General features: G+C 63.2%; 22 protein-coding genes. 11 read left to right on the top strand and 11 right to left on the bottom strand.

Annotation, left to right across the window (positions count from 1 at the left end; genetic code table 11):
• Nucleotides 1–38 precede the first annotated feature (38 nt).
• A complete protein-coding gene (locus BLT09_RS12400) occupies nt 39–635 on the top strand; it encodes a TetR/AcrR family transcriptional regulator (RefSeq protein ID WP_091593351.1) in 597 nt (198 codons plus the stop codon).
• A gap of 13 nt (nt 636–648) precedes the next feature.
• On the opposite strand, the gene BLT09_RS12405 is transcribed toward BLT09_RS12400, so the two are convergent.
• The 3 genes from BLT09_RS12405 to BLT09_RS12415 form a co-directional block, all read right to left on the bottom strand.
• Nucleotides 649–1779 (bottom strand): patatin-like phospholipase family protein, encoded by a 1131-nt coding sequence (locus BLT09_RS12405; protein WP_027152943.1) that lies wholly within the window; start codon nt 1777–1779, stop codon nt 649–651.
• Nucleotides 1780–1816: 37 nt separating this feature from the next.
• Nucleotides 1817–2599, bottom strand: coding sequence for a 3-hydroxybutyrate dehydrogenase (locus BLT09_RS12410; protein WP_091593547.1), 783 nt, complete (start codon nt 2597–2599; stop codon nt 1817–1819).
• A gap of 190 nt (nt 2600–2789) precedes the next feature.
• A complete protein-coding gene (locus BLT09_RS12415; protein WP_091593352.1) occupies nt 2790–3479 on the bottom strand; it encodes a TetR/AcrR family transcriptional regulator in 690 nt (229 codons plus the stop codon).
• A 100-nt stretch (nt 3480–3579) separates the two neighbouring features.
• On the opposite strand from BLT09_RS12415, the gene BLT09_RS12420 reads away from it, so the two are divergent.
• Entirely contained in the window at nt 3580–4026 is a 447-nt protein-coding gene (locus tag BLT09_RS12420; protein WP_091593549.1) for a hypothetical protein, read from the top strand.
• Between the two features lie 91 nt (nt 4027–4117).
• Here BLT09_RS12420 and phaR read toward each other — a convergent pair whose 3' ends face one another.
• Nucleotides 4118–4741 (bottom strand): polyhydroxyalkanoate synthesis repressor PhaR, encoded by a 624-nt coding sequence (gene phaR / locus BLT09_RS12425; RefSeq protein ID WP_091593551.1) that lies wholly within the window; start codon nt 4739–4741, stop codon nt 4118–4120.
• Between the two features lie 312 nt (nt 4742–5053).
• Here phaR and BLT09_RS12430 point away from each other — a divergent pair, with 312 nt between their 5' ends.
• Together BLT09_RS12430 and phbB are read left to right on the top strand one after the other, a co-directional pair.
• A complete protein-coding gene (locus tag BLT09_RS12430; protein ID WP_091593553.1) occupies nt 5054–6232 on the top strand; it encodes an acetyl-CoA C-acetyltransferase in 1179 nt (392 codons plus the stop codon).
• A 122-nt stretch (nt 6233–6354) separates the two neighbouring features.
• Complete coding sequence (gene phbB, locus BLT09_RS12435; protein WP_091593354.1) at nt 6355–7080, top strand: acetoacetyl-CoA reductase; 726 nt, start codon at nt 6355–6357, stop codon at nt 7078–7080.
• 87 nt (nt 7081–7167) lie between these two features.
• Here phbB and BLT09_RS12440 read toward each other — a convergent pair whose 3' ends face one another.
• Nucleotides 7168–8370 (bottom strand): FAD-dependent oxidoreductase, encoded by a 1203-nt coding sequence (locus BLT09_RS12440; protein ID WP_236473460.1) that lies wholly within the window; start codon nt 8368–8370, stop codon nt 7168–7170.
• Between BLT09_RS12440 and BLT09_RS12445 the strand changes: the two genes are divergently transcribed.
• From BLT09_RS12445 to BLT09_RS12470, 6 genes are all read left to right on the top strand, one after another.
• Nucleotides 8329–9087, top strand: coding sequence for a TetR/AcrR family transcriptional regulator (locus tag BLT09_RS12445; protein ID WP_236473465.1), 759 nt, complete (start codon nt 8329–8331; stop codon nt 9085–9087). The genes BLT09_RS12440 and BLT09_RS12445 overlap by 42 nt on opposite strands.
• On the top strand, nt 9084–9452 hold the full coding sequence (locus tag BLT09_RS33660; protein ID WP_139172591.1) for a hypothetical protein: 369 nt from the start codon (nt 9084–9086) through the stop codon (nt 9450–9452). Before BLT09_RS12445 ends, BLT09_RS33660 begins: the two co-directional genes overlap by 4 nt.
• A 324-nt stretch (nt 9453–9776) precedes the next feature.
• A complete protein-coding gene (locus tag BLT09_RS12450; RefSeq protein ID WP_091593360.1) occupies nt 9777–13163 on the top strand; it encodes a helicase-related protein in 3387 nt (1128 codons plus the stop codon).
• Nucleotides 13164–13177: 14 nt separating this feature from the next.
• Nucleotides 13178–13564, top strand: coding sequence for an RNA-binding S4 domain-containing protein (locus BLT09_RS12455; RefSeq protein ID WP_091593362.1), 387 nt, complete (start codon nt 13178–13180; stop codon nt 13562–13564).
• Nucleotides 13565–13815: 251 nt separating this feature from the next.
• Nucleotides 13816–14154 carry a ferredoxin FdxA gene (gene fdxA / locus BLT09_RS12465; RefSeq protein ID WP_023803892.1) on the top strand — a complete coding sequence of 113 codons (339 nt, stop codon included), beginning with the start codon at nt 13816–13818 and terminating at the stop codon, nt 14152–14154.
• Between the two features lie 467 nt (nt 14155–14621).
• Nucleotides 14622–15203 carry a CarD family transcriptional regulator gene (locus BLT09_RS12470; RefSeq protein WP_027152934.1) on the top strand — a complete coding sequence of 194 codons (582 nt, stop codon included), beginning with the start codon at nt 14622–14624 and terminating at the stop codon, nt 15201–15203.
• A 194-nt stretch (nt 15204–15397) separates the two neighbouring features.
• Here the strand turns inward: BLT09_RS12470 and BLT09_RS12475 are convergent, their stop codons facing one another.
• The 3 genes from BLT09_RS12475 to BLT09_RS12485 form a co-directional block, all read right to left on the bottom strand.
• A complete protein-coding gene (locus BLT09_RS12475) occupies nt 15398–16171 on the bottom strand; it encodes an amino acid ABC transporter ATP-binding protein (protein ID WP_091593365.1) in 774 nt (257 codons plus the stop codon).
• Nucleotides 16168–16848, bottom strand: coding sequence for an amino acid ABC transporter permease (locus BLT09_RS12480; protein ID WP_023803896.1), 681 nt, complete (start codon nt 16846–16848; stop codon nt 16168–16170). Before BLT09_RS12480 ends, BLT09_RS12475 begins: the two co-directional genes overlap by 4 nt.
• Nucleotides 16849–17009: 161 nt before the next feature.
• Nucleotides 17010–17783, bottom strand: a complete 774-nt coding sequence (locus tag BLT09_RS12485; RefSeq protein ID WP_027152931.1) for an amino acid ABC transporter substrate-binding protein — start codon at nt 17781–17783, stop codon at nt 17010–17012.
• A gap of 345 nt (nt 17784–18128) precedes the next feature.
• On the opposite strand from BLT09_RS12485, the gene BLT09_RS12490 reads away from it, so the two are divergent.
• The gene (locus BLT09_RS12490; protein ID WP_091593367.1) at nt 18129–18992 is read left to right on the top strand and encodes an RNA polymerase factor sigma-32; all 864 of its coding nucleotides are present in this window, start codon (nt 18129–18131) and stop codon (nt 18990–18992) included.
• A gap of 230 nt (nt 18993–19222) precedes the next feature.
• Here BLT09_RS12490 and BLT09_RS12495 read toward each other — a convergent pair whose 3' ends face one another.
• The 3 genes from BLT09_RS12495 to thiP all read right to left on the bottom strand — a co-directional run bounded on the left by BLT09_RS12495 (nt 19223) and on the right by thiP (nt 23328).
• Entirely contained in the window at nt 19223–20650 is a 1428-nt protein-coding gene (locus BLT09_RS12495) for a M48 family metalloprotease (protein WP_167366415.1), read from the bottom strand.
• A gap of 291 nt (nt 20651–20941) precedes the next feature.
• Nucleotides 20942–21712 carry a thiamine ABC transporter ATP-binding protein gene (thiQ, locus tag BLT09_RS12500; RefSeq protein WP_091593371.1) on the bottom strand — a complete coding sequence of 257 codons (771 nt, stop codon included), beginning with the start codon at nt 21710–21712 and terminating at the stop codon, nt 20942–20944.
• Nucleotides 21709–23328, bottom strand: coding sequence for a thiamine/thiamine pyrophosphate ABC transporter permease (gene thiP / locus BLT09_RS12505; protein WP_091593373.1), 1620 nt, complete (start codon nt 23326–23328; stop codon nt 21709–21711). Before thiP ends, thiQ begins: the two co-directional genes overlap by 4 nt.
• Nucleotides 23329–23372: the final 44 nt, after the last annotated feature.

Below are 23372 nucleotides of genomic sequence, written 5' to 3' on the forward strand. Positions count from 1 at the left end.
ATTTTGTCAATAGAGCTTTTGCAGGATAAAGTCGCGCCATGATCGAGATCGAGGACATCGCCACCGACCCCAAGCGCGCCCGCATTCTGGACAGCGCGATGAAGGTGTTTCTGGCCTATGGTTTCGCCCGCACAACCATGGATGACATTGCGCGTGCCGCCGACATGTCGCGGCCGGCGCTTTATCTCCAGTTCAAGAACAAGACCGATATTTATCGCGCCATTGCGTTGATGCTGCTCTCCCGCTCGCTCGAGCAGGCGAAAACGGCACTCGCCGGCGAAGAATCATTTGCCGAGCGCACGATGCGGGCCATCGACGAAGCGCTGATCTCGATGACGCGCACCGTCCACGCCTCGCCGCATGGCGCGGAACTGCTTGACATGAAATCGAGTCTGGCCGACCTGATCGGCTGCTGGCGCAGCCGGTTTGCCGAGCATATTGCCGCAGCGATCCAGAGCGAAGCCGGACGCAATGGCGTCGATCTCACCGCCAAGGGCTTGTCGGCAAAATTGCTGGCCGACATGCTGCTCGACGGGCTGGAAGGCATGAAGATGCGCATCAGCGATCCGGACGAGCAGCGGCGGGCTGCGGCCGCGCTGATCAAGGTGATCGATCTAGCCTTGCAAAAAAACTGACAAACAAAACGCCTCAGGCTCGGCGACGCGCTGCCTCAGGCTTCTTGCGTGCTGCAAGGAACTCCTTGACCCGCCGGCCCGGTGCCGGACCACGCATCGGCTTGAAGCCGTCGTCGAGCTCGCCTGAGAGGTCAAGCGTCGGCCGCTTGCCGACGGCGTCGTAATTCTCCTCCAGCCAGTCGCTGGCGGCGGTGCGGCCAAGGTCGCGCAGATAGGTCAGAAACGCCCATTCGGCATTGACCTTGGACGATGCCGACAGGTCCTTGAATGCCTCGTCGGCATCGATGCGGTGCATGCGGATGTCGCGGTATTCGCCATGCGGCAGCCGGCCGGCGGCAATCAGCTCCTTGATGAAGGCGATCGAGCGGAATTCGCGCAAGAGTCCGGCGTTGAAGGTGATCTCGTCGATGCGATTCTGGATTTCGTTGGCGCTCTTCGGCGTCCCCTCGCGGACCACCGGATTGATCTGCACCAAAAGCACGTCCTCGGTGGCAGTCGTCTTGAAGAACGGGAACAGCGCCGGATTGCCGCCATAGCCGCCATCCCAGTAGGGCACGCCCTTGATCTCGACGGCGCGGAACAGCTGCGGCAGGCAAGCCGACGCCATCACCGTGTCGAGATCGATCTCGCCATCGGAAAAGACGCGTAACTGCCCGGTCTCGACATTGGTCGCGGAGATGAACAACTCCATCGATTTGCAGGCGCGCACATTGCCGAAATCGATCTCCTGTTCGATCACGTCGCGCAGCGGGTTGAGGCCGAGCGGGTTGGCGACATAGGGCGAAAACACCCGCGACATCGTGTCGAAAAACAGATAGCCCGGCGTGTTCTCGATCGACCAGTTGCCCCAGGCGACGTCCCACGGCATGCGCTGCACCGGGCTGAACCGGCCCTTCCGCGCCACCGCGCGCCAGAAATCGTCGAGCTTCTGCCGCGCGCCCTCGACGCCGCCGCGGACGAAGCCGTCGGCCAGCGCCACCGCGTTCATGGCGCCGGCGCTGGTGCCCGAAACCGCCGCGATGTCGAGTCGTCCGTCCTCCAGCAGCTGGTCGAGCACGCCCCAGGAAAAGGCGCCGTGCGAGCCGCCGCCCTGCAGCGCGACGTTGATCTTCTTGGGCTCCTCCGCCTTGCCGTTTGTCGTCATGGCGTTGTCCTTGATCTGTAGAGAGCCATTGGATGGATCACTGCGCGGTCCAGCCGCCGTCGACCGAGATTTGCGTGCCGTTGATCTGCGCTGCCGCATCCGAGCACAGGAACACCGCGGCAGCGGCAACTTGCTCGACCGTGACGAATTCCTTGGTCGGCTGCCTGTCGAGCATGACCTCGCGGACCACCGTGTCGCGGTCCATCTTGTTCGCCTTCATCTGGTCGGGGATCTGCGCCTCGACCAGCGGCGTCAGCACATAGCCGGGACAGATGGCGTTGCAGGTGATCTTGTCGCGCGCCAGTTCCAAAGCGACCGTCTTGGTCAGCCCCATGATGCCGTGCTTGGCCGCGACATAGGCCGATTTGAACGGCGAGGCGACCAGCCCATGGGCCGAGGCGATGTTGACGATCCTGCCGCCGCCGGCTTCTCTCATCAGCGGGATGGCGGCGGCGATGGTGTGAAAGGCCGACGACAAATTGATGGCGATGATGGCGTCCCACTTCTCGACGGGAAATTCTTCCACCGGCGCGACATGCTGGATGCCGGCATTGTTGACCAGGATGTCGACCGAGCCGAAGCTCTCGGCTGCTTTTGCGACCAGCGCCCGGCATTCGGCCGGCTTCGACATATCTGCCTTGATGTAGACAGTCTTCACGCCGTGATGCCTGGCGATCGCATCGGTGACGGCCTGGTCGTCGGCCGTGTCTGAAAAGGAATTGACGACGATGTTGCAGCCATCGGCCGCGAGGGCATGGGCGATTGCCAGGCCGATGCCCGAGGTGGAACCGGTGACGATGGCGGTTTTTCTGCTGGGCAAGGCGAAATCCTTCATTACGGCGCTAACGGACCATATTGCAGCGCAGCATATATGTCTCGTGTGGCGCAAAAACAGCGGCACTCAGTGGCGATGACATGAAATTTTTGTCATGAAAGAGGACACCCTTCACTCGAAGCTGTGCGCCTGACACCAGTGCGAAGACAGGTTTTGCAGTGCGAAGACAGTTTTGTCAGCGATCCCCGGAAGCCACTTCAGGGCGCTCGTGAGATTGCGTTTCGGGATTCGTCATCTGGCTGATGAAAAGACGCAGAGCTTTCCGTACGGCGAGCGATGGCGGCTCGGACGGATGCCACTCCGGGAAATGACCATCGATCGCCATGCGTGCCAGGCCGTAGACAAATGCGCGGGCGGCAAGCACCAGATGATCGAAGTCGGTGTCCGGGGCCAGCCGACCTTGTTGTTGCGCTTGGGTCAGCAGGGCGATCATTTTCCGGCGAACGGCTTCATTCTGATCACGAAGACTGTCCGACGCGTCGAAATCGATCAGCGTTCGAGAACTGATGATCTGGAAATGCGTGGGATTGCTGATCGCCCACTCCAGATAGCCTTGCCCGATCGCTTCGAAGGCCACAATGGGATCTGCGCTGCCGACTTTGGACTGCGCATCGGCAACGGCCTCGGTAAGCCGGTTCATCGCCTGTTCGGCGACGGCGGTCAGCAGTGCTGATTTCGACCGAAAATGCCGGAATGGCGCGCCGGGCGAAACGCCGGCACGTTTTGCCGCCTCGCGCACCGAGACATGCTCTGCTCCGCGCTCTTCGATGATCTCTACGGTAGCAGCGATCAAGGCCTCGACCAGATTGCCGTGATGATAGCGCTTGGGGTTGGCGGCTTCGCCGGAATCCGGGGGGCTGGTCATGCCTGCCAATAGCACGACGCCGACATGTAATCACTGATTATTTTCTTGCGTCCATGCGTTTCATATGTAATCAGTGATTACAACATCAATGGAGGTTATCATGCTTCGCATCATCGCAACGACTGCCCTTGCTTTCTCTTTACTGTCGCTCGGGTCTGCCCAGGCCGAAGATCGGCCAACCCTGCAAATCGTCTGGCCGGCGGCCGGTTCGGTCATCGAACTCGGCAATGACCCAGAGAAGGCGATAGGCGTCGTCGTCAGCAGCAACTTCACGCTTCTGCCAGCGGGTGAATGCGACGGCGTTAGCCAATGCGGCCATTTGCATATGAAGATCGATCCCGCCGGAGATACCTGCAACATCCCCGGCAAGCCGTACAACAGCATGAACAGCGACTTTGGCGGCGATCTTGTCAAGGCTCGTTTCGGCCATTGCCCGGATGCCGCCGGCAAGCATGTGATCGGCGTCCTGCTTGCCGATGATCATCACAAGCCCATTCTCGTCGACGGCAAACCCGTTACGGCTCTGGTGACGGTGACGACGAAATAGCGCGGGTCGGGGGACTCAGCCTCATTCGAGCGGAGATTTCTGATACGGCCTGCTGATGAGAGATTTCGGCCGGGCTTGGTCCGGCCGGCGATCACGACATCGTGTCGAGCTTGCGCTGCATGGCGGCGATCTGTTCCTTCAGTTCCTGAAGGTCGTCGGGCTTTTCCGACGTCTCTTTCCTGGCCGGCTCCGCCGGCGCTGCGGAAGTGCCATTCGAGCCTGCGGGTGGGCCAGCGGGTGGGAATGGCGTGAACAGGCGCATGGCGTTCTGGAACATCTCCATATTGCGGCGCGTCTGCTCTTCCAGCGCCTTGATCGGCGTGGCGATCTTCATCATGTCCAGCGGCGACTTGCCCAACGCACCCTTCATCTGCTCGCGGAAGCGTTCCTGCTCCTTCGAGAAGGCGATCATCGACTGTTCGAGGAAGCTCGGCACGATCATCTGCATCTGGTCGCCGTAAAAAGCGATCAACTGGCGCAGGAACGGAATCGGCAGCATGTTCTGCCCTTCCTTGTTCTCCAGTTCAAAGATGATCTGGGTCAGCACCGGATGGGTGATGTCGTCGCCGGTCTTGGCGTCCTGGACGGTGAACTCCACGCCCTTCTTGACCATTTCGGCAAGGTCCTCGAGCGTCACATAGGTGCTGGTGCCGGTGTTGTAGAGGCGGCGATTGGCATATTTCTTGATGATAATCGGTTCGTCTTTCGCGGCCATCAGCATCCTCCCGGGACACCGGCGCACTTGAGGTAAGCTGCCGGTAACGATTGCGCCTTTTCAAGGATATGCGCAAAAGCGTCACAATTCCAAGCGGTTTGTGCAGTGCGGCATCAATTAATGCTGCACGGCGGGCTAAAAATGCTGCGCAGCAATGGGCCGGCTGTATCCACCACGATGCGCAACCTGCTTGCGGCGCATGGCCGGTATGCCCATTTCCGGTTTGACTTGGATCATTGAAAGGGCAAGAAAAGCCCTGACGATACAAACTGCGATACCAAAACCTCGATACCTCGAAGTGTGGAGAAGAACATGTCCGCTGCCATCGTTGTCGCCAGTGCGGCGCGCACGCCCGTCGGTTCCTTCAACGGCGCCTTCGCCGCCACGCCGGCGCATGAGCTTGGTGCCGTCGTCATCAAGGAGTTGCTGTCTCGTGCCGGTGTCGAGCCGGCGGAAGTCGACGAGGTCATCCTCGGCCAGGTGCTGACCGCGGCTCAGGGCCAGAACCCCGCCCGCCAGGCATCTATCGAAGCCGGCCTGCCAAAGGAAACCACCGCCTGGGGCCTCAACCAGGTTTGCGGCTCAGGTCTGCGCGCTGTTGCTCTCGGTATGCAGCAGATCGCGACAGGCGATGCCAAGGTGATCGTCGCCGGCGGGCAGGAATCGATGTCGCTGGCCCCGCACGCTCAACACCTGCGTGCCGGCGTCAAGATGGGCGACTACAAGATGATCGACATCATGATCAAGGATGGGCTGTGGGATGCCTTCAATGGCTACCACATGGGCAACACGGCCGAAAACGTCGCTCGCCAGTTCCAGATTACCCGCGAGGACCAGGACCAGCTCGCATTGGCCTCCCAGAACAAGGCAGAGGCCGCGCAGAAGGCCGGCAAATTCAAGGACGAGATCGTGGCCTTCACCGTCAAGGGCAAGAAGGGCGACACCATTGTCGACCAGGACGAATATATCCGCCACGGCGCCACGATCGAGGCGATGACCAAGCTGAGACCGGCCTTCGACAAGGACGGCACGGTGACCGCCGCCAATGCCTCCGGCATCAATGACGGCGCCGCCGCGGTGCTGCTGATGACCGAAGCGGAAGCCGCAAAGCGTGGCATCACGCCGCTGGCGCGCATCGTGTCCTGGGCGACCGCGGGTGTCGATCCGCAGATCATGGGCACCGGGCCTATTCCCGCCTCGCGCAAGGCGCTGGCCAAGGCCGGCTGGTCGGTCGGCGATCTCGATCTGATCGAGGCCAACGAAGCCTTCGCCGCCCAGGCCTGCGCCGTCAACAAGGACATGGGCTGGGATCCGTCGATCGTCAATGTCAATGGCGGTGCCATCGCCATCGGCCATCCGATCGGCGCCTCCGGGGCCCGCATCTTCAACACGCTGGTTTACGAGATGCGCCGCAGAAGTGCCAGGAAAGGCCTTGCCACACTGTGCATCGGCGGCGGCATGGGGGTCGCCATGTGCGTGGAAGCGCTGTGAAGTCATCTGCAAAGCGCCGTCAAGACGGAGCGAGCAAGCCGTGAAACAGTCGGTGGCGAACAGGCTCCGCCGTTAGAGCGTTTCCGTTCGCCGCCCGCCGATCGAGAAAAAGGGAGGATATTATGACAAAGGTAGCACTCGTCACCGGTGGGTCGCGCGGCATTGGCGCCGCGATCTCGATCGGCCTGAAAACCGCCGGCTATCAGGTCGCCGCGAACTACGCCGGCAATGACGAAGCGGCGCAGAAATTCAAGGCAGAGACCGGCATCCCCGTCTACAAATGGTCGGTCGCCGACTACGATGCCTGCGCCGCCGGCATCAAGCAGGTCGAGGCCGATCTCGGCCCGGTTTCCGTTCTGGTCAACAATGCCGGCATCACCCGCGACGCCATGTTCCACAAGATGACGCGCGAGCAGTGGAAAGAGGTCGTCGACACCAATCTTTCCGGCGTCTTCAACATGACGCACCCACTGTGGGTCGGCATGCGCGACCGCAAGTTCGGCCGCGTCATCACCATCTCCTCGATCAATGGCCAGAAAGGCCAGACCGGCCAGGTCAATTATTCGGCGTCGAAGGCCGGCGATATCGGCTTCACCAAGGCGCTCGCCCAGGAAGGGGCGCGGGTCGGCATCACCGTCAATGTCATCTGCCCCGGCTACATCGCCACCGAGATGGTCAGGGCGATGGACGAGAAGGTGCTCAATGAGCGCGTCATCCCGCAGATCCCGGTCGGCCGCCTCGGCGAGCCGGAAGAGATCGCACGCTGCGTCGTCTTCCTCGCGTCAGACGATGCCGGCTTCATCACCGGCTCGACCATTTCAGCCAATGGCGGCCAATATATCACCTGAGGCGTCGGCCTGTTGCCGGTGACCGTTGCACGGGTCTAACCACCCACACGGCCGAGTTCGAGGCCGGGATCCGGATTATTCCGGCTGTCAGGCGACACGCTTCAGCCCTGGTTCGGCTGCCGGCTTGGTCTGGGCGGCGACTGGACCCGGCTGGCGCGAAGGTGGCGGCAGGCGGGCAAGCGACGCCCGGCTGAGGCCCGACAGTTTCAAGGCGATGCGACGCTTCAGAAATGGAGTGAGGTTCAGCGCCGAAAGCACGAGATTGCGGACGAACCGCTTCACCGAATTGCGGGAAAGCGCCATCTCGGTCATCGTGCCCGCCAGTTCAAGCACCTCCTGGGCCGCCGGGCGGCGCAGCGTTTCGTAGAGGTCGAGCGCGGCTTCCGGGCGCACGCCGTTCACCACGTCGCCAAGCAACTGGCCAAGCACGACCGCGTCGATGATGCCGGTGTTCATGCCTTGCCCTCCCGCCGGGCTGTGCACGTGCGCGGCATCGCCGATAAGGAACAGCCGGTCCTTGCGGTACGAGCGGACCAGGCGGTGATGCACGCGAAAACGCGAGCTCCACGCCAGGTCGAGCACCCGGGTTCTTTTCTTGGTCGGACCACGGCTGTCGAGCAGCGCCTGGAGGTCGGTGACCGCGGGGTTTTCCGGTGCGTCATCCATTGTCGCGACGACCCGGTACGAACCGTCCGGGAGCGGCGCCACCACCACCAGCCCGGCCGGTGCAAAGAACAGCGACACTTCCGTCGGCCCAACCGGCCAGTCGAGACGAACATCGGCAAGTACGAACGAAGCGTCATAGGCGGCGCCGCCGAACTCGATGCCGGTCGACCTGCGCACCAGGCTGTGCATGCCGTCGGCACCAACAACGTAGCGTGCCGATATCGGTCTCTCGCGGCCGTTCTCGATCACCGTCACGCGTGCGCCGTCAGCGTCCTGAACGACTGCCTTGGCCTCGACCGAGCGATGAATCACGCCGCCCAGGGCTGCGATCCGTTCGGCGAACACCTGCTCGGTCAGGTTCTGAGGCAGCATCATCAGATAGGGATGCCTCCAAGGAAGCTTGCTGAAATCGAGCTTGAGCAGCGCCCGGTTGCGGTCGCGGATGGTGAAATTCTGCAGCTTCAGGGCAAACTCGCTCAGCCGCTGCGCGACGCCGAGACGCTCCAGCGTTTCCAGCGTCTGCGCGTGGATGACGCCAGCCCGCGAGGTCTGGAGGCCCTGCGCCAGTCTATCGATCAGGACATGATCGACACCGGCCTGGTGCAGCACGATGGACAGCGCCATGCCGGTCGGACCGGCGCCAACGATCAGGACTTCCGTGGTTTCGGGCAACATCTCTCTCTCCATTTATCAACGATCGTTGACTTTCTAGGCGAAGCCATTGCATTTGTCAACGGCTGTTGGCATAAGCATTTCATGACCGAGAATCAGCCGAAAAAAACCGGCAAGTCGGACCGCACGCGCGCCAAAATCCTGGAGGCCGCGAAGCTCCTGTTCGCCGAGCACGGCTATGAAGGCGCCTCGATCCGTGACGTCGCGGCGCATGCCTCGATCGATCCGGCCATGGTGATCCGCTATTTCCGCAGCAAGGACGAACTGTTCGCCAGGGCGGCGGTCGTCGACCTGCAATTGCCAGCACTGCGGGTGATCGACCGAAACGCCATCGGCGAAACGCTGATCAGGCGTTTTCTTGAAGTCTGGGAGGGCCCGGCCAGCGGCCCTGGCATGGCAATTCTGCTGCGTTCGGCGACGTCGAACGAATTCGCCGCGGAAAAATTGCGCGACGTATTTGGCAACCAGGTGAGGCCGGTGATTGCGGCGGTCGCTGACCCCGCCGATGCGGGTCGACGGGCCGGGCTCGTTTCGAGCCAGTTGCTGGGTCTGGCGATGTGCCGATACCTGCTGCGGCTTCCGCCCGTCGTCGCCCTGTCGCACGACGAAATTGTCCAGAACGTCGGCCCTACTTTGCAGCGCTATGCCGTGGGAGAGGATGCGCCTTGAACAAGCCGGGCTGGCATTCTGGTCCTCGTGCAGCGACTGCGCCGACCAACGGACGTGACGCCGATTTGTGCCGAAGCGGCACGCAAAAATTAACGGCGGCCGTGCAGCCTGTGCAAAACCCTGTTAACGGCGTGTGGATAACAGGTGGAAAACCTGTTCACGACACAACATATTGGGGTGAACAAACCGGGAAACATGCGCCAGCGCCGATTCGTAGCCGTTTCGTTCCGGCTTTGAGCGCACCGTTAACGACAAAGGCTGAAAACATCCCCAAATGGTTAAGGCGCGTTAGGAAAGAATTAATAATTTCAGTATGTTGGATGACGCCCGCCGACCTGCGTCGATCGTTCAGCGGCAAAGGTTAACGGCGACGTCAGCCCTGCATGAAACGGGCCAGTTCGGCGATTCAGCATGTGGTGAGACTCGCCGGCGAAAAATCCAGATGTAGCCGTGAACAAAACCTGAATCTGCGCGAGTCAGCGATTCGTAGCCGATTCGTTCCAGACTCGTTCCAACTGTTAAATCGGAACGGCGGAACGGCATGTCGACGCCGACGGAAGGCTTCGAGCTGCCATCGGAATATTCTGCTTTCGCTTCACGCCCAAAATCCCTATGTGTCGGCTGTCACCCGCGCCACCACGGGGCGTGCTCCCGACAACGCGAGGCAGAGAGCCTTAATTTCCAGGTCGATGAACATCCAGCCGAAACACACTGAGCCACTGATCCTGTCAGGCCGCGACGTGACCGCTGTGCTCGGGCCAACCAACACCGGCAAGACCCATCTCGCCATCGAGCGCATGGTGGCGCATGAAAGCGGCATTATCGGCCTGCCGCTCAGGCTGCTCGCCCGCGAGGTCTACTCGCGCGTCTGCGAAAAAGTCGGCGCTCACAAGGTGGCCCTCATCACCGGTGAGGAGAAGATCCAGCCCGACGGCGCCAGATATTCGGTCTGCACCGTGGAAGCCATGCCGCGCGAGACCGACGCCGCCTTCGTTGCCGTCGACGAGGTCCAACTGGCCGGCGACCTCGAGCGCGGCCACATCTTCACCGACCGCATCCTGCATCTGCGCGGCCGCCAGGAGACGCTGCTGCTCGGCGCAGCGACCATGCACGGCATCCTCCAGCGTCTGCTGAAGGGGGTGTCGGTGGTGACGCGGCCACGGCTGTCGCATCTTGCCTATGCCGGCTCCAAGAAGCTGACCCGCCTGCCGCGACGTACGGCGATCGTCGCCTTCTCCGCCGACGAGGTCTATGCCATCGCCGAACTGATCCGCCGCCAGCAGGGCGGTGCGGCAGTCGTGCTCGGCGCGCTATCGCCGCGCACCCGCAACGCGCAGGTGGAGCTGTTCCAGTCGGGTGATGTCGATTATCTGATTGCCACCGATGCGATTGGCATGGGCCTCAACCTCGATCTCGATCACGTCGCCTTCGCCCAGAACCGCAAGTTCGACGGCTACCAGTATCGCAACCTGACGGCGGCCGAGCTCGGCCAGATCGCCGGCCGCGCCGGCCGCCACTTGCGCGACGGAACTTTTGGCGTCACCGGCCAGGTCGATCCACTGGACGAGGAACTGGTCAAGAAGATCGAAGCGCATGATTTCGACCCGGTGAAGGTGCTGCAATGGCGCACCGCGCGTTTCGATTTCGCCAACCTCGACGCGCTGAAGCGCTCGATCGAGACCAACGCGCCGGTTGAAGGCCTGACGCGCGCGCTGCCGGCGGTCGATGCGCAGGCGCTCGAACATCTGTCCCGCGACGAGGACATCCGGGCGCTTGCCACCGACGCCAGGCGCGTGGCGCTGTTGTGGGAGGCCTGCGCCCTTCCCGATTACAGGAAGATCGCGCCGGCTCAGCATGCCGACCTGATCGCCTCGATCTACATGGACCTTGCCAGGCATGGCCATGTCGATGAGAATTACATGGCCGAGCAGGTGCGCCGCGCCGACACCACCGAGGGCGACATCGACACGCTGTCGCACCGGATCGCCCAGATCCGCACCTGGACTTTCGTTTCCAACCGGCCCGGCTGGCTGGCCGATCAGGCACACTGGCAGGAAAAGACGCGCGAAATCGAAGACAGATTGTCGGATGCGCTGCATGAGCGGTTGACGAAACGCTTCGTAGACCGCAGGACTTCCGTCCTCATGCGGCGCCTTAGAGAAAATACCATGCCTGAAGCCGAAATCAGTCCAACCGGAACCGTCCTTGTCGAAGGCCATCATGTCGGCGAGTTGCAGGGGTTCCGCTTCACCGCGGACCAAAGCGCCGGCGGCGAGGACGCCAAGGCGGTGCGCACAGCAGCCCAGAAGGCGCTTGCAGCCGAATTCGAGGCGCGGGCCGAACGCTTCGGCGCCTCGGCCAACGGCGACATCGCGCTCGGCTCCGATGGCACGCTGCGCTGGATCGGCGCGCCAATCGGCACGCTGGTCGCAGGCGACGAGCCGTTGAAGCCGCGCCTGGTGCTGCTGGCCGACGAGCAGCTCACCGGTCCCGCCCGCGACAAGGTCGCGGCGCGCGCCGAGCGCTTCGTCAATTTCCAGATCGAGTCGCTGCTGAAGCCGCTGGTCGACCTCAAGAACGCCGAGCAGATCACCGGCATCGGCCGCGGCATCGCCTTCCAGCTCGTCGAGAATTTCGGCCTCATCAACCGCCGCGACATCGCCGAGGAGATGAAGTCGCTCGACCAGGAGGGCCGCGCCGCCCTGCGCCGGCTCGGCGTGCGCTTCGGCGCCTACCACGTCTTCGTGCCGGCGCTGATCAAGCCGGCTCCGGCCGGACTGGTGACGCTGTTGTGGGCGCTGCAGAACGACGGCAAGGACAAGCCTGGCTTTGGCGACGTGGTTCACGCGCTGGCCTCCGGCCGCACCTCGGTGGTCATCGATCCCACCTTCGACAAGACCTTCTACAAGCTGGCCGGCTACCGCAATCTCGGCCGTCGCGCGGTGCGCGTCGACATCCTCGAACGGCTGGCCGACCTGATCCGGCCAGCAACCAACTGGAAGCCGGGCCTCGGCCAGCGCCCTGATGGCGCCTATGATGGTCAGTCCTTCATGGTGACGCCGCCGATGATGTCGATCCTCGGCGCCACGGCCGACGACATGGAAGAGATTCTGAAAGGCCTCGGCTACCGGGCCGAGCCGAAGCCGGCTGTCGAGGTGAAGGCACGGCTCGAGGCACAGGACAATGCCGCGCGCGAAGCCGCCGCGGCCAAGCAGGCGGCGGAAGAACAAGCCGAACAGGCCAAGGCAGCTGAAGCCGCGATTGCCGACGCAGCCGCCGAGGCGCCGGCCGACAGTTCTGAGCCGGATGCAGTGGCAGAAGCCACGGCGGAGGCTCTCGCGGAACCCGCTGCCGAAGCGGAACCTGTCGCAGAAGCTCAGCTGCAAACTCCGCCTGAGGTCACGGTAGAGGCACTGCCTGCAGCTGAAGCCGCAGCTCGAGAGGCAGCGCCCGAAACCGCCGAGGTTGAGGTCGCACAGGCGGAGCCGGCTTCCGAAGCCTCGCCCGCAACGGCAGCAGTCTCGGCCGAACCTGCCGCGGCGGCGGAAGCCGCCACCGGCGAGGCTGCTCCAGAGGCCGAGAAAGAGGCCGAAGAACCAAAACCCATCCTGTTGTGGCGGCAGGGCCGCTTCGACCAGCGCCCACGCCACCGCCACCACGACAACCGGCCCCGTGACAGGGACAATCGCCCGCGCAGCGGACAAGCCGCGCGCGATGGCCGCAGCAACGCGCCGGCAGAGGCCGGGCAGCAGGCCGGCGCTCCAGGCGACCGGCCCGCCCGTGAAGGACGCCGCGACGGCGACGGCGCCGGCAAGCCGCGCTTCGACCGCAGCAAGTTCAAGCCCAAGCCCCAGGGCGAGCCAGGCGAACGGCGCGACGGCAAGCCGCAGGGCGAACGTCCCGATCGTCGCGAAGGCCGGCCCGACTGGAAAGGCGGCAGGCCGGACGGCAAGGGTGGCGCGCCTGGTGGAAAGCCCGCGTTCCAGCCGAAGCCTCGCGAGGAGCGTCCGGTGCGCTTCGACCCGGATTCCCCCTTCGCCAAGCTCGCCGCGTTGCGCGACCACCTGAAGAAGTAAGTTCGTTCGCTCCGATGGTCACTGATGCCCGCCAGCGCATCGACAAATGGCTGTTCTTTTCGCGTGCGGTGAAATCGCGCTCGCTGGCGGCGAAGCTGGTGGTGGCCGGACGCGTTCGCATCAATCGCGACAAAGCAGCGCAGGCCTCCGATCTGGTCCGCGCCGGCGACGTCCTGACCATCACTCTCGAGCGGCGCATCTTCGTCTGGAAGGTGCTCGGCACCGGCAGCCGGCGCGGTCCCGCCGAGGAAGCGCGCTTGCTCTACGAGGATATTTCGCCGCCGCCGGCACCAAAGGGCGAGGCCGTTGCCGATGCGATTCCCGCACTGCGTGATGCCGGCAGCGGCCGCCCGACCAAGAAGGAACGCCGGGAGACCGACCGGTTGTTCGGCGACGACTGACGCATAACCGGCTTTCGTCGCATCGCCGGCTGGAAATCCATTCCGGAAACACCGGCATCACACGCAATGGCCGCCCTTGCAAGCTGCGGGCAAAGACGTTACCTCACCAAGAAAGCCTACCGCATCGGCCCGAAAATCGATATCGATTTTCCAAGCGCACGATGCGTGGTTTCAAAGTGTTACAGCGTACCTTGTGCGTCCGATTGGACGCCACGTCGCCCTGATAAAAGGGGACGTCCCGGAGCCGACCGATGACCTATGTCGTGACCGATAATTGCATAAAATGCAAATACATGGACTGCATCGAGGTCTGTCCGGTCGACTGTTTTTATGAGGGCGAGAACATGCTCGTCATTCATCCCGACGAGTGCATCGACTGTGGCGTCTGCGAACCGGAATGCCCGGCCGACGCGATCAAGCCGGACACCGAGCCAGGGCTCGACAAATGGCTGCAGATCAACACCGAGTACGCCGATAAATGGCCCAATATCACCGCCAAGAAGGAGCCTCCGGCCGACGCCAAATCCTTCGATGGCGAGGCCGGCAAGTTCGAAAAATATTTTTCCCCCGAGCCCGGCCAGGGCGACTAGCGCTCGACCGCGAAAATCGAAATCGATTTTCGGAAGGACCATGCGCCAGATCAAAGTGTCACATCGTCCTTGCGCGTCCAAAACGGGCGCGTGGCACCGTAACGGCGACGCCGGTTTGATCGGCATCACGCGTGCTGACAGGCACCGCACGTTAACTGCCTTGACAGGCGGAGATCGCGCTTGACCTTCGCGCGTGCAGCAAAACCTTGATTCTTCCGACTTTTTGTGCTACACGAACCAAACATGCCGGTGACACAACGTCGATTTATGGCGCAAACGCCCCAAATCACTGAAAGGTGAATTTTTCAATCCGGACCAGAGTGATCTGGGGCAGGCAGTCGCGACTATGCGATTTGCCGCCCTCGGCTTTTCCGGTGGGTTCGTAGTTGTGCGGCTAACGATCGGTACCCGATCGCGCGAGTTCGACCGGCAGAATGCCGGTTCCACACCAAGGAGTTCATGGCGTAATGGCAACAATCACCCCGCAGAAGAAGTCCAGCGCAGCGCGTCACGGTTTTAAGACGGGCGAGTACATCGTCTATCCGGCGCATGGCGTCGGCCAGATCGTCTCGATCGACGAGCAGGAAGTTGCGGGCCACAAGCTGGAACTGTTCGTCATCGACTTCCAGAAGGACAAGATGCGTCTGAAGGTTCCGGTCGCCAAGGCGACCTCCATCGGCATGCGCAAGCTGTCGGAAGAGGATTACGTCGATCGCGCGCTGAAGGTCGTGCAGGGCCGCGCCCGCGTCAAGCGCACCATGTGGTCGCGCCGCGCCCAGGAATATGATGCGAAGATCAATTCCGGCGACCTGATCTCGATCTCGGAAGTTGTGCGCGACCTCTACCGCGCCGACAATCAGCCGGAGCAGTCCTATTCCGAACGCCAGCTTTATGAGGCGGCACTCGACCGCATGGCGCGCGAGATCGCGGCCGTCAACCGCATGTCGGAAACCGAAGCGGTGCGCCTCATCGAGGTGAACCTCAACAAGGGACCGAAGCGCGGCGCCAAGGCCGACAACGAAGAAGCCGAGCAGGAAGAAGCAGCCTGAGCGCTTCTCGCCTTCGAATTTGAAAAAACCCGGCTTCGCGCCGGGTTTTTTTATTCCTAAGATCGTCGCGTTTGACTGGATGCGACGCGCTTTAGGTTGTTGTTGTTATGCATGTCGTGATCGCAAAACCACCGCGCGCCCTGCATTAGTGATCGTCACCCCAAAACCGCTATGCACTTTTTGGGCGACATGCCTTAAATTTCGCCACCGGTTTCCTTCTCTGCCTCCTGCTTCAGCGTCGCGATAAACCGCTTGGTTCGCTGGCGCTCCGGATTGCTGAACAAAACCGCGGCGGGGCCTTTCTCGACGACGCTGCCGGCGTCGAGGAACACCACCTCCTGGGCGATTTTGGAGGCGAGGCGCAAATCATGCGTCGCCATCACCATGGTGGTGCCCTCGCTGGCGAGCTGGCCGAGCACGTCGACCACCTCCTGCGCCAGTTCCGGATCGAGCGCCGAAGTCGGCTCGTCGCACAGCAGCACTTTCGGCGATGGCGCCAGCGCCCGGGCGATCGCCACGCGTTGCTGCTGGCCACCTGACAACGTCGCCGGCCAGGCGTCGGCCTTGTGCGCCATTCCAACCTTTTCGAGCAGGGCGAGCGCCCGCTCGCGCGCTCGCCCGGCCGGCCATTTCAACACCGTCACCAGCCCCTCCATGACGTTTTCGATCGCCGTGCGGTGCGGAAACAGCTGGAAATTCTGGAACACCATGCCGGTCTGCAGCCGCAGGCGCTGGATGGCCCTGCCGTGAACCTTGCCGCCGGGGTGGAATTCAAGCGCGTCGTCGCCGATGCGCACCGTGCCCGAGGTCGGGATCTCGAGCAGGTTGATACAGCGCAGAAGCGTGCTTTTCCCACCGCCCGAGGGGCCGACAAGGGCGGTGACGCTGCCTTCCTCGATGGTGACGGTCACGCCCTTCAGCACGAGATTGTCACCAAAACGCTTCTCGATGTCGGTGAGGCCGATCATGAGCGCGCCTCGAGGAAGCCGCCATAGCGGTTGAGCCGCTTTTCCAGGCGCGTCTGCAACGCCGACAGCACCGAGCTAAGCGCCAGATAGAGAGCCGCCGCCTCGACATAGAGGATCAGCGGCTCGTAGGTGGTGGCGACGATGCGCTGCGCCGCCTGGAACATCTCCGGCACCGTGATGGCGGCGGCCAGTGATGTATCCTTGACCAGCGAGATGAAGGTGTTGGACAGCGGCGGCACCGCGACGCGGCCCGCTTGTGGAAGGATAGTGCGTCGCATCGCCTGGCCCCAGGTCATGCCGATCGAATAGGCCGCCTCCCACTGCCCCTTCGGCACCGAGCCTATGACGGCGCGGATGATCTCCGACGTATAGGCGCCGATATTGAGTGTGAAGCCGATCAACGCGGCTGAAAAGGCGTCGAGCAGGATGCCGACCGAGGGCAGGCCGTAGAAGATCAGGAAGAGCTGCACCAGAAGCGGCGTGCCACGGAAGATCCAGACATAGAAGCGGACCACGGCGACCAGCGGCTTCGGGCCGAACAGCCGGACGAGCGCTGCGACCAGTCCTACGAAGAGACCGAATGCGAACGACAGCAGCGTTAGCGGCACGGTGAAGATCAGCGCGGCCCATAGCAGCGTGGGCAACGAATCCAGCATCAATTGCAGCCAGTGCGGCACGAAAACTCTCCTTGCGAGATTGCCGCCCAAAAAATCGGCCGGCAGCATCGAGGCGCGACCATACAGTCGTCATATCACGCCAAAAGCGGCGGCCGTCAAAGACGGCTCGCCGCGATACTTGGCCATGCGGGCCGGCAACCGGCCCGCTCCGGGAAATGCGCTTACTTCGAAACGTCCTGGCCGAAGTAAGTGTCGGCGATCTTCTGGTAGGTGCCGTCGGACTTGATATCGGCCAGCGCCCGATTGATGGCGGCGACCAGTTCCGGATCGCCCTTGCGCACGAGGACGCCGGAATAGTCGGCGTTTTCTTCCTGCGCGGCGATCTTCACATTGGCGTCGGGCTTGTGCTTCTTGAAATCGAGGAAGGACAGGCTGTCGTTGATGGTGGCATCGGCGCGGCCGGTAAGAAGCAGCTGGATCGATTGGTCGAAACCATCGGTACCGACGAGTTCGGCGCCGTTCGCTTCGGCGAGCTTGCCGAAATTCGAGGTCAGCGACTGCGCCGCCTTCTTGCCCTTCAGGTCGGCAAAGCTCTTGATGTCGGTATTGTCGCCGCGCACGATCAGCACCGCCTTGGAAGCAATATAGGGATCGGAGAAATCATACTTGGCCTTGCGCTCCTCGGTGATGCCGACCTGGTTGATAACAGCGTCATAGCGCTCGGCGTCGAGGCCGGCGATCAGCCCATCCCATTTGCCTTCGAGGAATTCGGCCTTGACGCCGAGCCGCTCGGCGATCGCCTTGGCAATCTCGACGTCGAAGCCGACCAGTGCGCCCGAGGCATCATGATAGGTGAAGGGGGCATAGGTGCCTTCCGTGCCGACCTTGAAGACACCGGCCTGCTTGATCTGATCGAGATTGGCGCCGGCATGGCCTGATGTGCCTGCCAGTACCTGCAGTGTTGCGGCGACGATAAGCGATTTGAGCCATTTCATTTTTCTGTGATCCCGTCATTGGCCGGCGTCCGGGGCCGGCGTCCGGCGCATTTGTGAGCGCCGGAAACTGACAGATGCAGCCTGGCGAAATAAGGAACCAGATTTCAAAAATGAGACACTTTCGAAATCCAATTCTCAAAACCACATCGACTCACGCCAACCGGCCGAGGAGCGACCGCCGCATCGAGCTTTCGAACAGTGCAATCCACGCGACATCAGCGGCGGAACCATTCGCGCGGGTGGCACGTTTGTTGGCTGTTGTAGGGCGCGGCGTCGCCAATTCAACCACGATGCCAGCTCAGGGGCGAGCGATCGCACCGCAACGCCCGGAACAGGGAGCGTGGCATGATGGAAGATACGGCAGGGCGAACCATGGTCCGCGCGGCGATGAAAGCCCCCTATCTCGAGCGCGACGAGGAGCATCTTCTCGCGCTGCGCTGGAAGGAAGACAACGACCAGCAGGCACTGCACCAAATCGCCATGGCGCATATGCGGCTGGTTATTTCCATGGCCTCGAAGTTCCGCCACTATGGCCTGCCCCTCGGCGACCTGGTGCAGGAAGGCCATGTCGGCCTGCTGGAGGCAGCGGCCCGTTTCGAACCGGAGCGCGAGGTGCGGTTTTCGACCTATGCGACGTGGTGGATCCGTGCCTCGATGCAGGACTATATCCTGCGCAACTGGTCGATCGTGCGCGGCGGCACCAGTTCGGCGCAGAAGGCGCTGTTCTTCAATTTGCGGCGCCTGCGCGCCCGCTTGGCGAACGGTGCCGAGCCGATCTCGAACACCTCGCTCTACCGCGAGGTGTCGGTGGCGCTTGGCGTCTCCGAGGCCGACGTGGCGATGATGGACTCGCGCCTTTCGGCCCCGGATAGTTCGCTCAACCAGCCGCTCGCCGACGATGCGGGCGCCACCGAGCGAATGGATTTCCTGGTTTCGGACGATCCTTTGCCGGACGAAGTCGTGGGTGACACGATCGATGTCGAACGCCGCTCTATCTGGCTGAAAACCGCGCTCGGCGCGCTCAATGCCCGCGAGCTCAGGATCATCGAGGAACGCCGGCTGAGCGACGAGGGCGCGACGCTCGAAGCCCTCGGCGAGGCGCTTGGCATCTCCAAGGAACGCGTCCGCCAGATCGAGGCACGCGCCATGGAAAAGCTCAAGATAGCGCTGGTAAAGCAAAACCCCGAGTTTCTGGCGACCGCCGCCTAGGGTGTGTTGCGATTCAGGTTAGGACGAGTCGGAGTCGAAGACGGGCGCGAAGCGACCAAACCAGGTGGTTTCCGAGAACCGGAGCGGAGCGTACATAAAGTACGTGAGCACCGGCCTACGCCGGCCGTAGCCTTACTGCCGCGACCGCTCATGAGTGCTCCGGCCGGCGAAGGTCGGAAGCGCAGGAAATTGCCGTTTGCGGGCCGGCATCACCTGAATATCGACACACTCTATCTGTCGGTGATGATCTTGACCTTGTCGCCGGCCGAAACGGCTGCGCCGGGCGACATTGCATTGAGCACCCTGAACAGGTCGAGCTTGCGGTCGACGCCGACCATCTGCGCCGCGAGCGAACCCATGGTCTGTCCGGGCCGGACCGTGACGACGCGGATATGCAGCGGCTTCAGCGCTGCTTTTTCGGCCGCGCTCAAGATCCGGAACGAGCCGCTGACCGAGCGCGCCACCGCGTCCAGCGAGGTGCTGGCGGAGGGGGCTGCCGTCAGCAGCCGGTAGACCTGGCCGCCGGCGCGGATCACCGCGATGCCGAACTGCCAGCCCTCGGCGCTGGCATGCGCCGTCGCCGCCTCGTTGCCGTTGATTGTTTCCTGGCGCACGCTGCTTTCATCGAGACCGGCCACCCAGCCGCTGCGGAGGTAGTCGGTCAGCGATCGGTTCCTGTCGATCGAAACGCCGTCGAAGCGGATCGCTATGTCGCCCGGCCCGGTTGCCGTCACCGCCGCGGCCGAGTTGTCGATGATGAAGCCGTCGGGCACCGAGAACGACACGCCGAGCCCCGGATGCAGGAAGGTTTCGCCACGCACATAGCCTTCCTCCGGCGTGTCGCCGTAGAGCAGCCCGTCTATGCCGGCGAGGAAGGCGTCGCGGTCGCGCGTGCCGACGCCGGGCGCGCCGAACTGGCGGGCATGGCGCTGCGCCAGATCGATGCGTTGCGGCGTGTTCGGGTGCGTTGCCAAGAAGTCGAGGCTGGCGTCGGTGGCGCCGCTGATCGAGCGGAAATCGGTGTAGGCCGACATGGACTGCAGGAAGCGGCCGGCGGCAAACGGATCGAAGCCCGCCTCGCCGATCGACTTGATGCCGATGCCGTCGGCCTCCAGCTCCTGATTGCGCGAGAACTGGGCAAGCCGCAGCTTGCCGCGGATCAGTGCCGCCTTGGCGGTCGGGCTGTCGCCGAGCACATCCGAGACGACTTTTGTCGCAAAGCCTTCCTCGGCCTCGAGCTGCTGGCGCTGCAAGCCGTGGTTTGCAGTGACATGGCCCATCTCATGCGCGATGACCGCGGCGAGCTCGGCCGAATCGTTGGCCAGCGCCAACAGGCCGCGCGTGATGTAGAGATAGCCGCCAGGCAATGCGAAAGCGTTGACGTTGGGCGAATTGAGGATCGTGATGCGGTAGGTCTGGCTCGGGTTGGCCGAAACCACCGTCAGGCTGCCGACGACCTTGGCGACCATGCGCTCGAGCTTGGGATCGGAATATTCGCCGCCATAGGTCGCGAGGATGCGCGGATGCTGCGCCTTGGCCATTTCGGCGACCTTGCTGTTGGCGGCAACATTGTCGACGGTGACCGGTTTGCTGGAAGGCTGGAAGCCGGATTCCTGAACGTCCGGAGGCGTGAACATCTGGCAGCTTGCCAACACCATGGCAAAGCCGGCCAGCGCCAGGAAGCGCGCCAGCGGTTTCCTTCTCACTCTGTCTGTGCCGGTCGGCAGAACAGCTTCCTTTCGGCTCTCAGCACATGGCCCGAAAATCGGGCATCGATTTTCAGATCATGCGCAAAATCAACTGCCACAGCGTCCTTCGAGCCCACGAGCGCGGATGGCACCGTAGTGGCAAATCACAACCTATGCCGGACCAGTATCGGAGGACCTAGCCACACTACTTTGACCATGGCAAGCAAACGCCACATCGCCTGAAGCCGGTTTGGCCGTAAATTATGTCCGCTTCCGGGCAACATCTCGTGATCCTGCGCCAAACGGACCTGCACCGATATAGTGCCGAAAGGCTTCCGGTCCAGCCTTGGTAAAGAAATCGGCGACAGTCCCGGTTGCGGCAACCGTGCCATTGTCCAGGAACACCATGTCCTGGCCGATACGGTGGGCGTCCTCCGGCTGATGGGTGACGAACAGCACCGTCATGCGCCGCTCCGCTTGGAGGTCGGCTACCAGATCGAGCATGTCGTCGCGCAAGGCCGGTCCGAGCGAGGCGAACGGTTCGTCGAGCAAGAGCACCGGCCGGTCGCGCACCAGGACGCGGGCGAGCGCGACGCGCTGCCGCTCGCCGCCGGAGAGTTCGCGCGGCAGGCGCCGTTGCTTGCCGGCAAGGCCGACGCGCTTGAGCGCCCCGGCGATTGCAGCGTGGTCGGCCTCGGTCAGCTTGAGCGACGGCGAGCGGCCAAGGCCGACATTTCGTTCGACCGAAAGATGGGCGAAGAGATTGTTTTCCTGGAACACCATCGACACTGGCCGCGCCGAAGGCGGTTTGCCGCCGACATCGCCGCCACCGATCAGCACGCGGCCCGATCGCGGCGTCTCGAAGCCGGCCACCAGGCTGAGCAGTGTCGATTTTCCCGAGCCGCTCGGCCCCATGATGGCGGTGATCTTCGAGGCGGCGAACTCGACATCGAATAAAAACGGCGCTTCGCCATAGCTGAACGAGGCCTTTTCCAGCCGCACAGCCGTGCCGTTTTCGCTGTTGAGCATCATGATCTTTCTCCCCGTCCCAGCCAGTCCGCGGCCAGGACAAGCGCGAGACAGACCAGGCCGAGCAGCAATGCCAGGCCGGCCGCGTCCATCGTGCGGTAGCTGCCCATGCGGGCCAGCAGGAGATAAGGCAGCGTCTGCAGGGAGTCGCTGCCAAACAGGGCAATGACGCCGAGATCGCCGAGCGACAAAGCCATCGCGAACGCGAAACCGGTGGCGAGCGGCCGCCGCAGCGACGGCCAGTCGACCAGCCGGAAACGGTTCCAGCCCGAAATGCCAAGCAGCAAACAGAGCCGTTCGTGGCGTTCGCTCGCCGCATCATAGCCGGGCCGAATGGCGCGGATGGCAAACGGCATCGCCATCACCGCATTGACGGCGACGACCATGACAGGGGCAATGGCAAAGACGTCGCTGACGGTCCGCAGGAGCAGGAACCAGCCGGCGCCGATGACGACGGGCGGCACGACGAGGACGAAGCCGGCGCCGGTATCCGTGGCGTATTCGAGCAGCGTCCTGGCGCCGACGCGACGCCTCAAGGCCAGCGCCCGGCGTGCCATGACCAGCGACAGCGACAGCGCCACTGCAAGCAGCGCCGCCAGCAAGGCGAGCACGGCGCTGGTCAGCGCCGCTTGCCGCACCGCGCTCTCGCCGGCCAGCCGGCCGAGATCGGCGCCAAGGCCTGACGTGACCGTGGCCGCCATCGGCCCGGCGACGAACAGCAAAGCGAGAATGATCAATGCTGCGTTCAGCACGGTCTCAGCGGCGCCGGCCGAAAGATAGCGGCGCGAAGCCACCGGCAGGTTGGCGTCGCCGACGGTATTGGCGCCGAGCCGCATCAATGCCAGCACGACGACGAAGGTCAGCGCGATCTGCAGCACTGTCAGCGTCACCGCGCGGGCAGGATCGAAATCGAAACGCAGCGCCTGGTAGATGGCGACCTCCAGCGTTGTCGCACGCGGCCCGCCGCCCAGCGTGAGTATGATGGTAAAGGATGTGATGCAGAGCATGAAGACAAGCCCGGCGACGCCCGGCAGCGCCGCGCGCAGCGTTGGCCATTCGATCAGCCGGAAGGCGGGCCTGGCGCCCATGCCGAGCTGGCTCGCCAGCCGCCACTGGTCGGCCGGCACTGTCGCAAGCGCTTCGAGGAACAGCCGCGTGGCCAGCGGCAGATTGAAGAAGACATGGGCGACGAGGATGCCGGACAGGCCGTATATGCCCGGCCAGCCCTGACCGCCGATCGCGCTGAGCACGCCGGCAAAATAGCCTGCACGGCCATAGAGTGCCAGAACCCCGAGTGCTGCGACGATGGCCGGCAGCGCGAGCGGCACGGCGAAGAGCTGCAGGATCAGGCCGCGACCAAAGAAGCGCGGATGCCGCGACAGCGCCCGCGCCACGAACAGCGCTGGCACGACGGAGAGCAGTGTCGACAGCAATGCCTGCCACAACGTGAATCGGGCGACGCGGAAGAGGTAGGAATCGAAGGCCGACGCGGCGCCGGACGGATCGCGGGCGCCTTCGACGATGAGCCCGGCGAACGCGCCGCCGATCAGCAGCGCAACAGCGGCAAGCGCAATTGTGCCGGCGGTGACGCGGGGGTCGGCAGGATATCCGGTACGCATGCCGCCCTGCCTAGTTCAACGATCGTCGAAGCAGAAAATATGGC

The sequence above is a fragment of the Mesorhizobium muleiense genome (assembly GCF_900099905.1).
Taxonomy (GTDB): Bacteria; Pseudomonadota; Alphaproteobacteria; order Rhizobiales; family Rhizobiaceae; genus Mesorhizobium; species Mesorhizobium muleiense.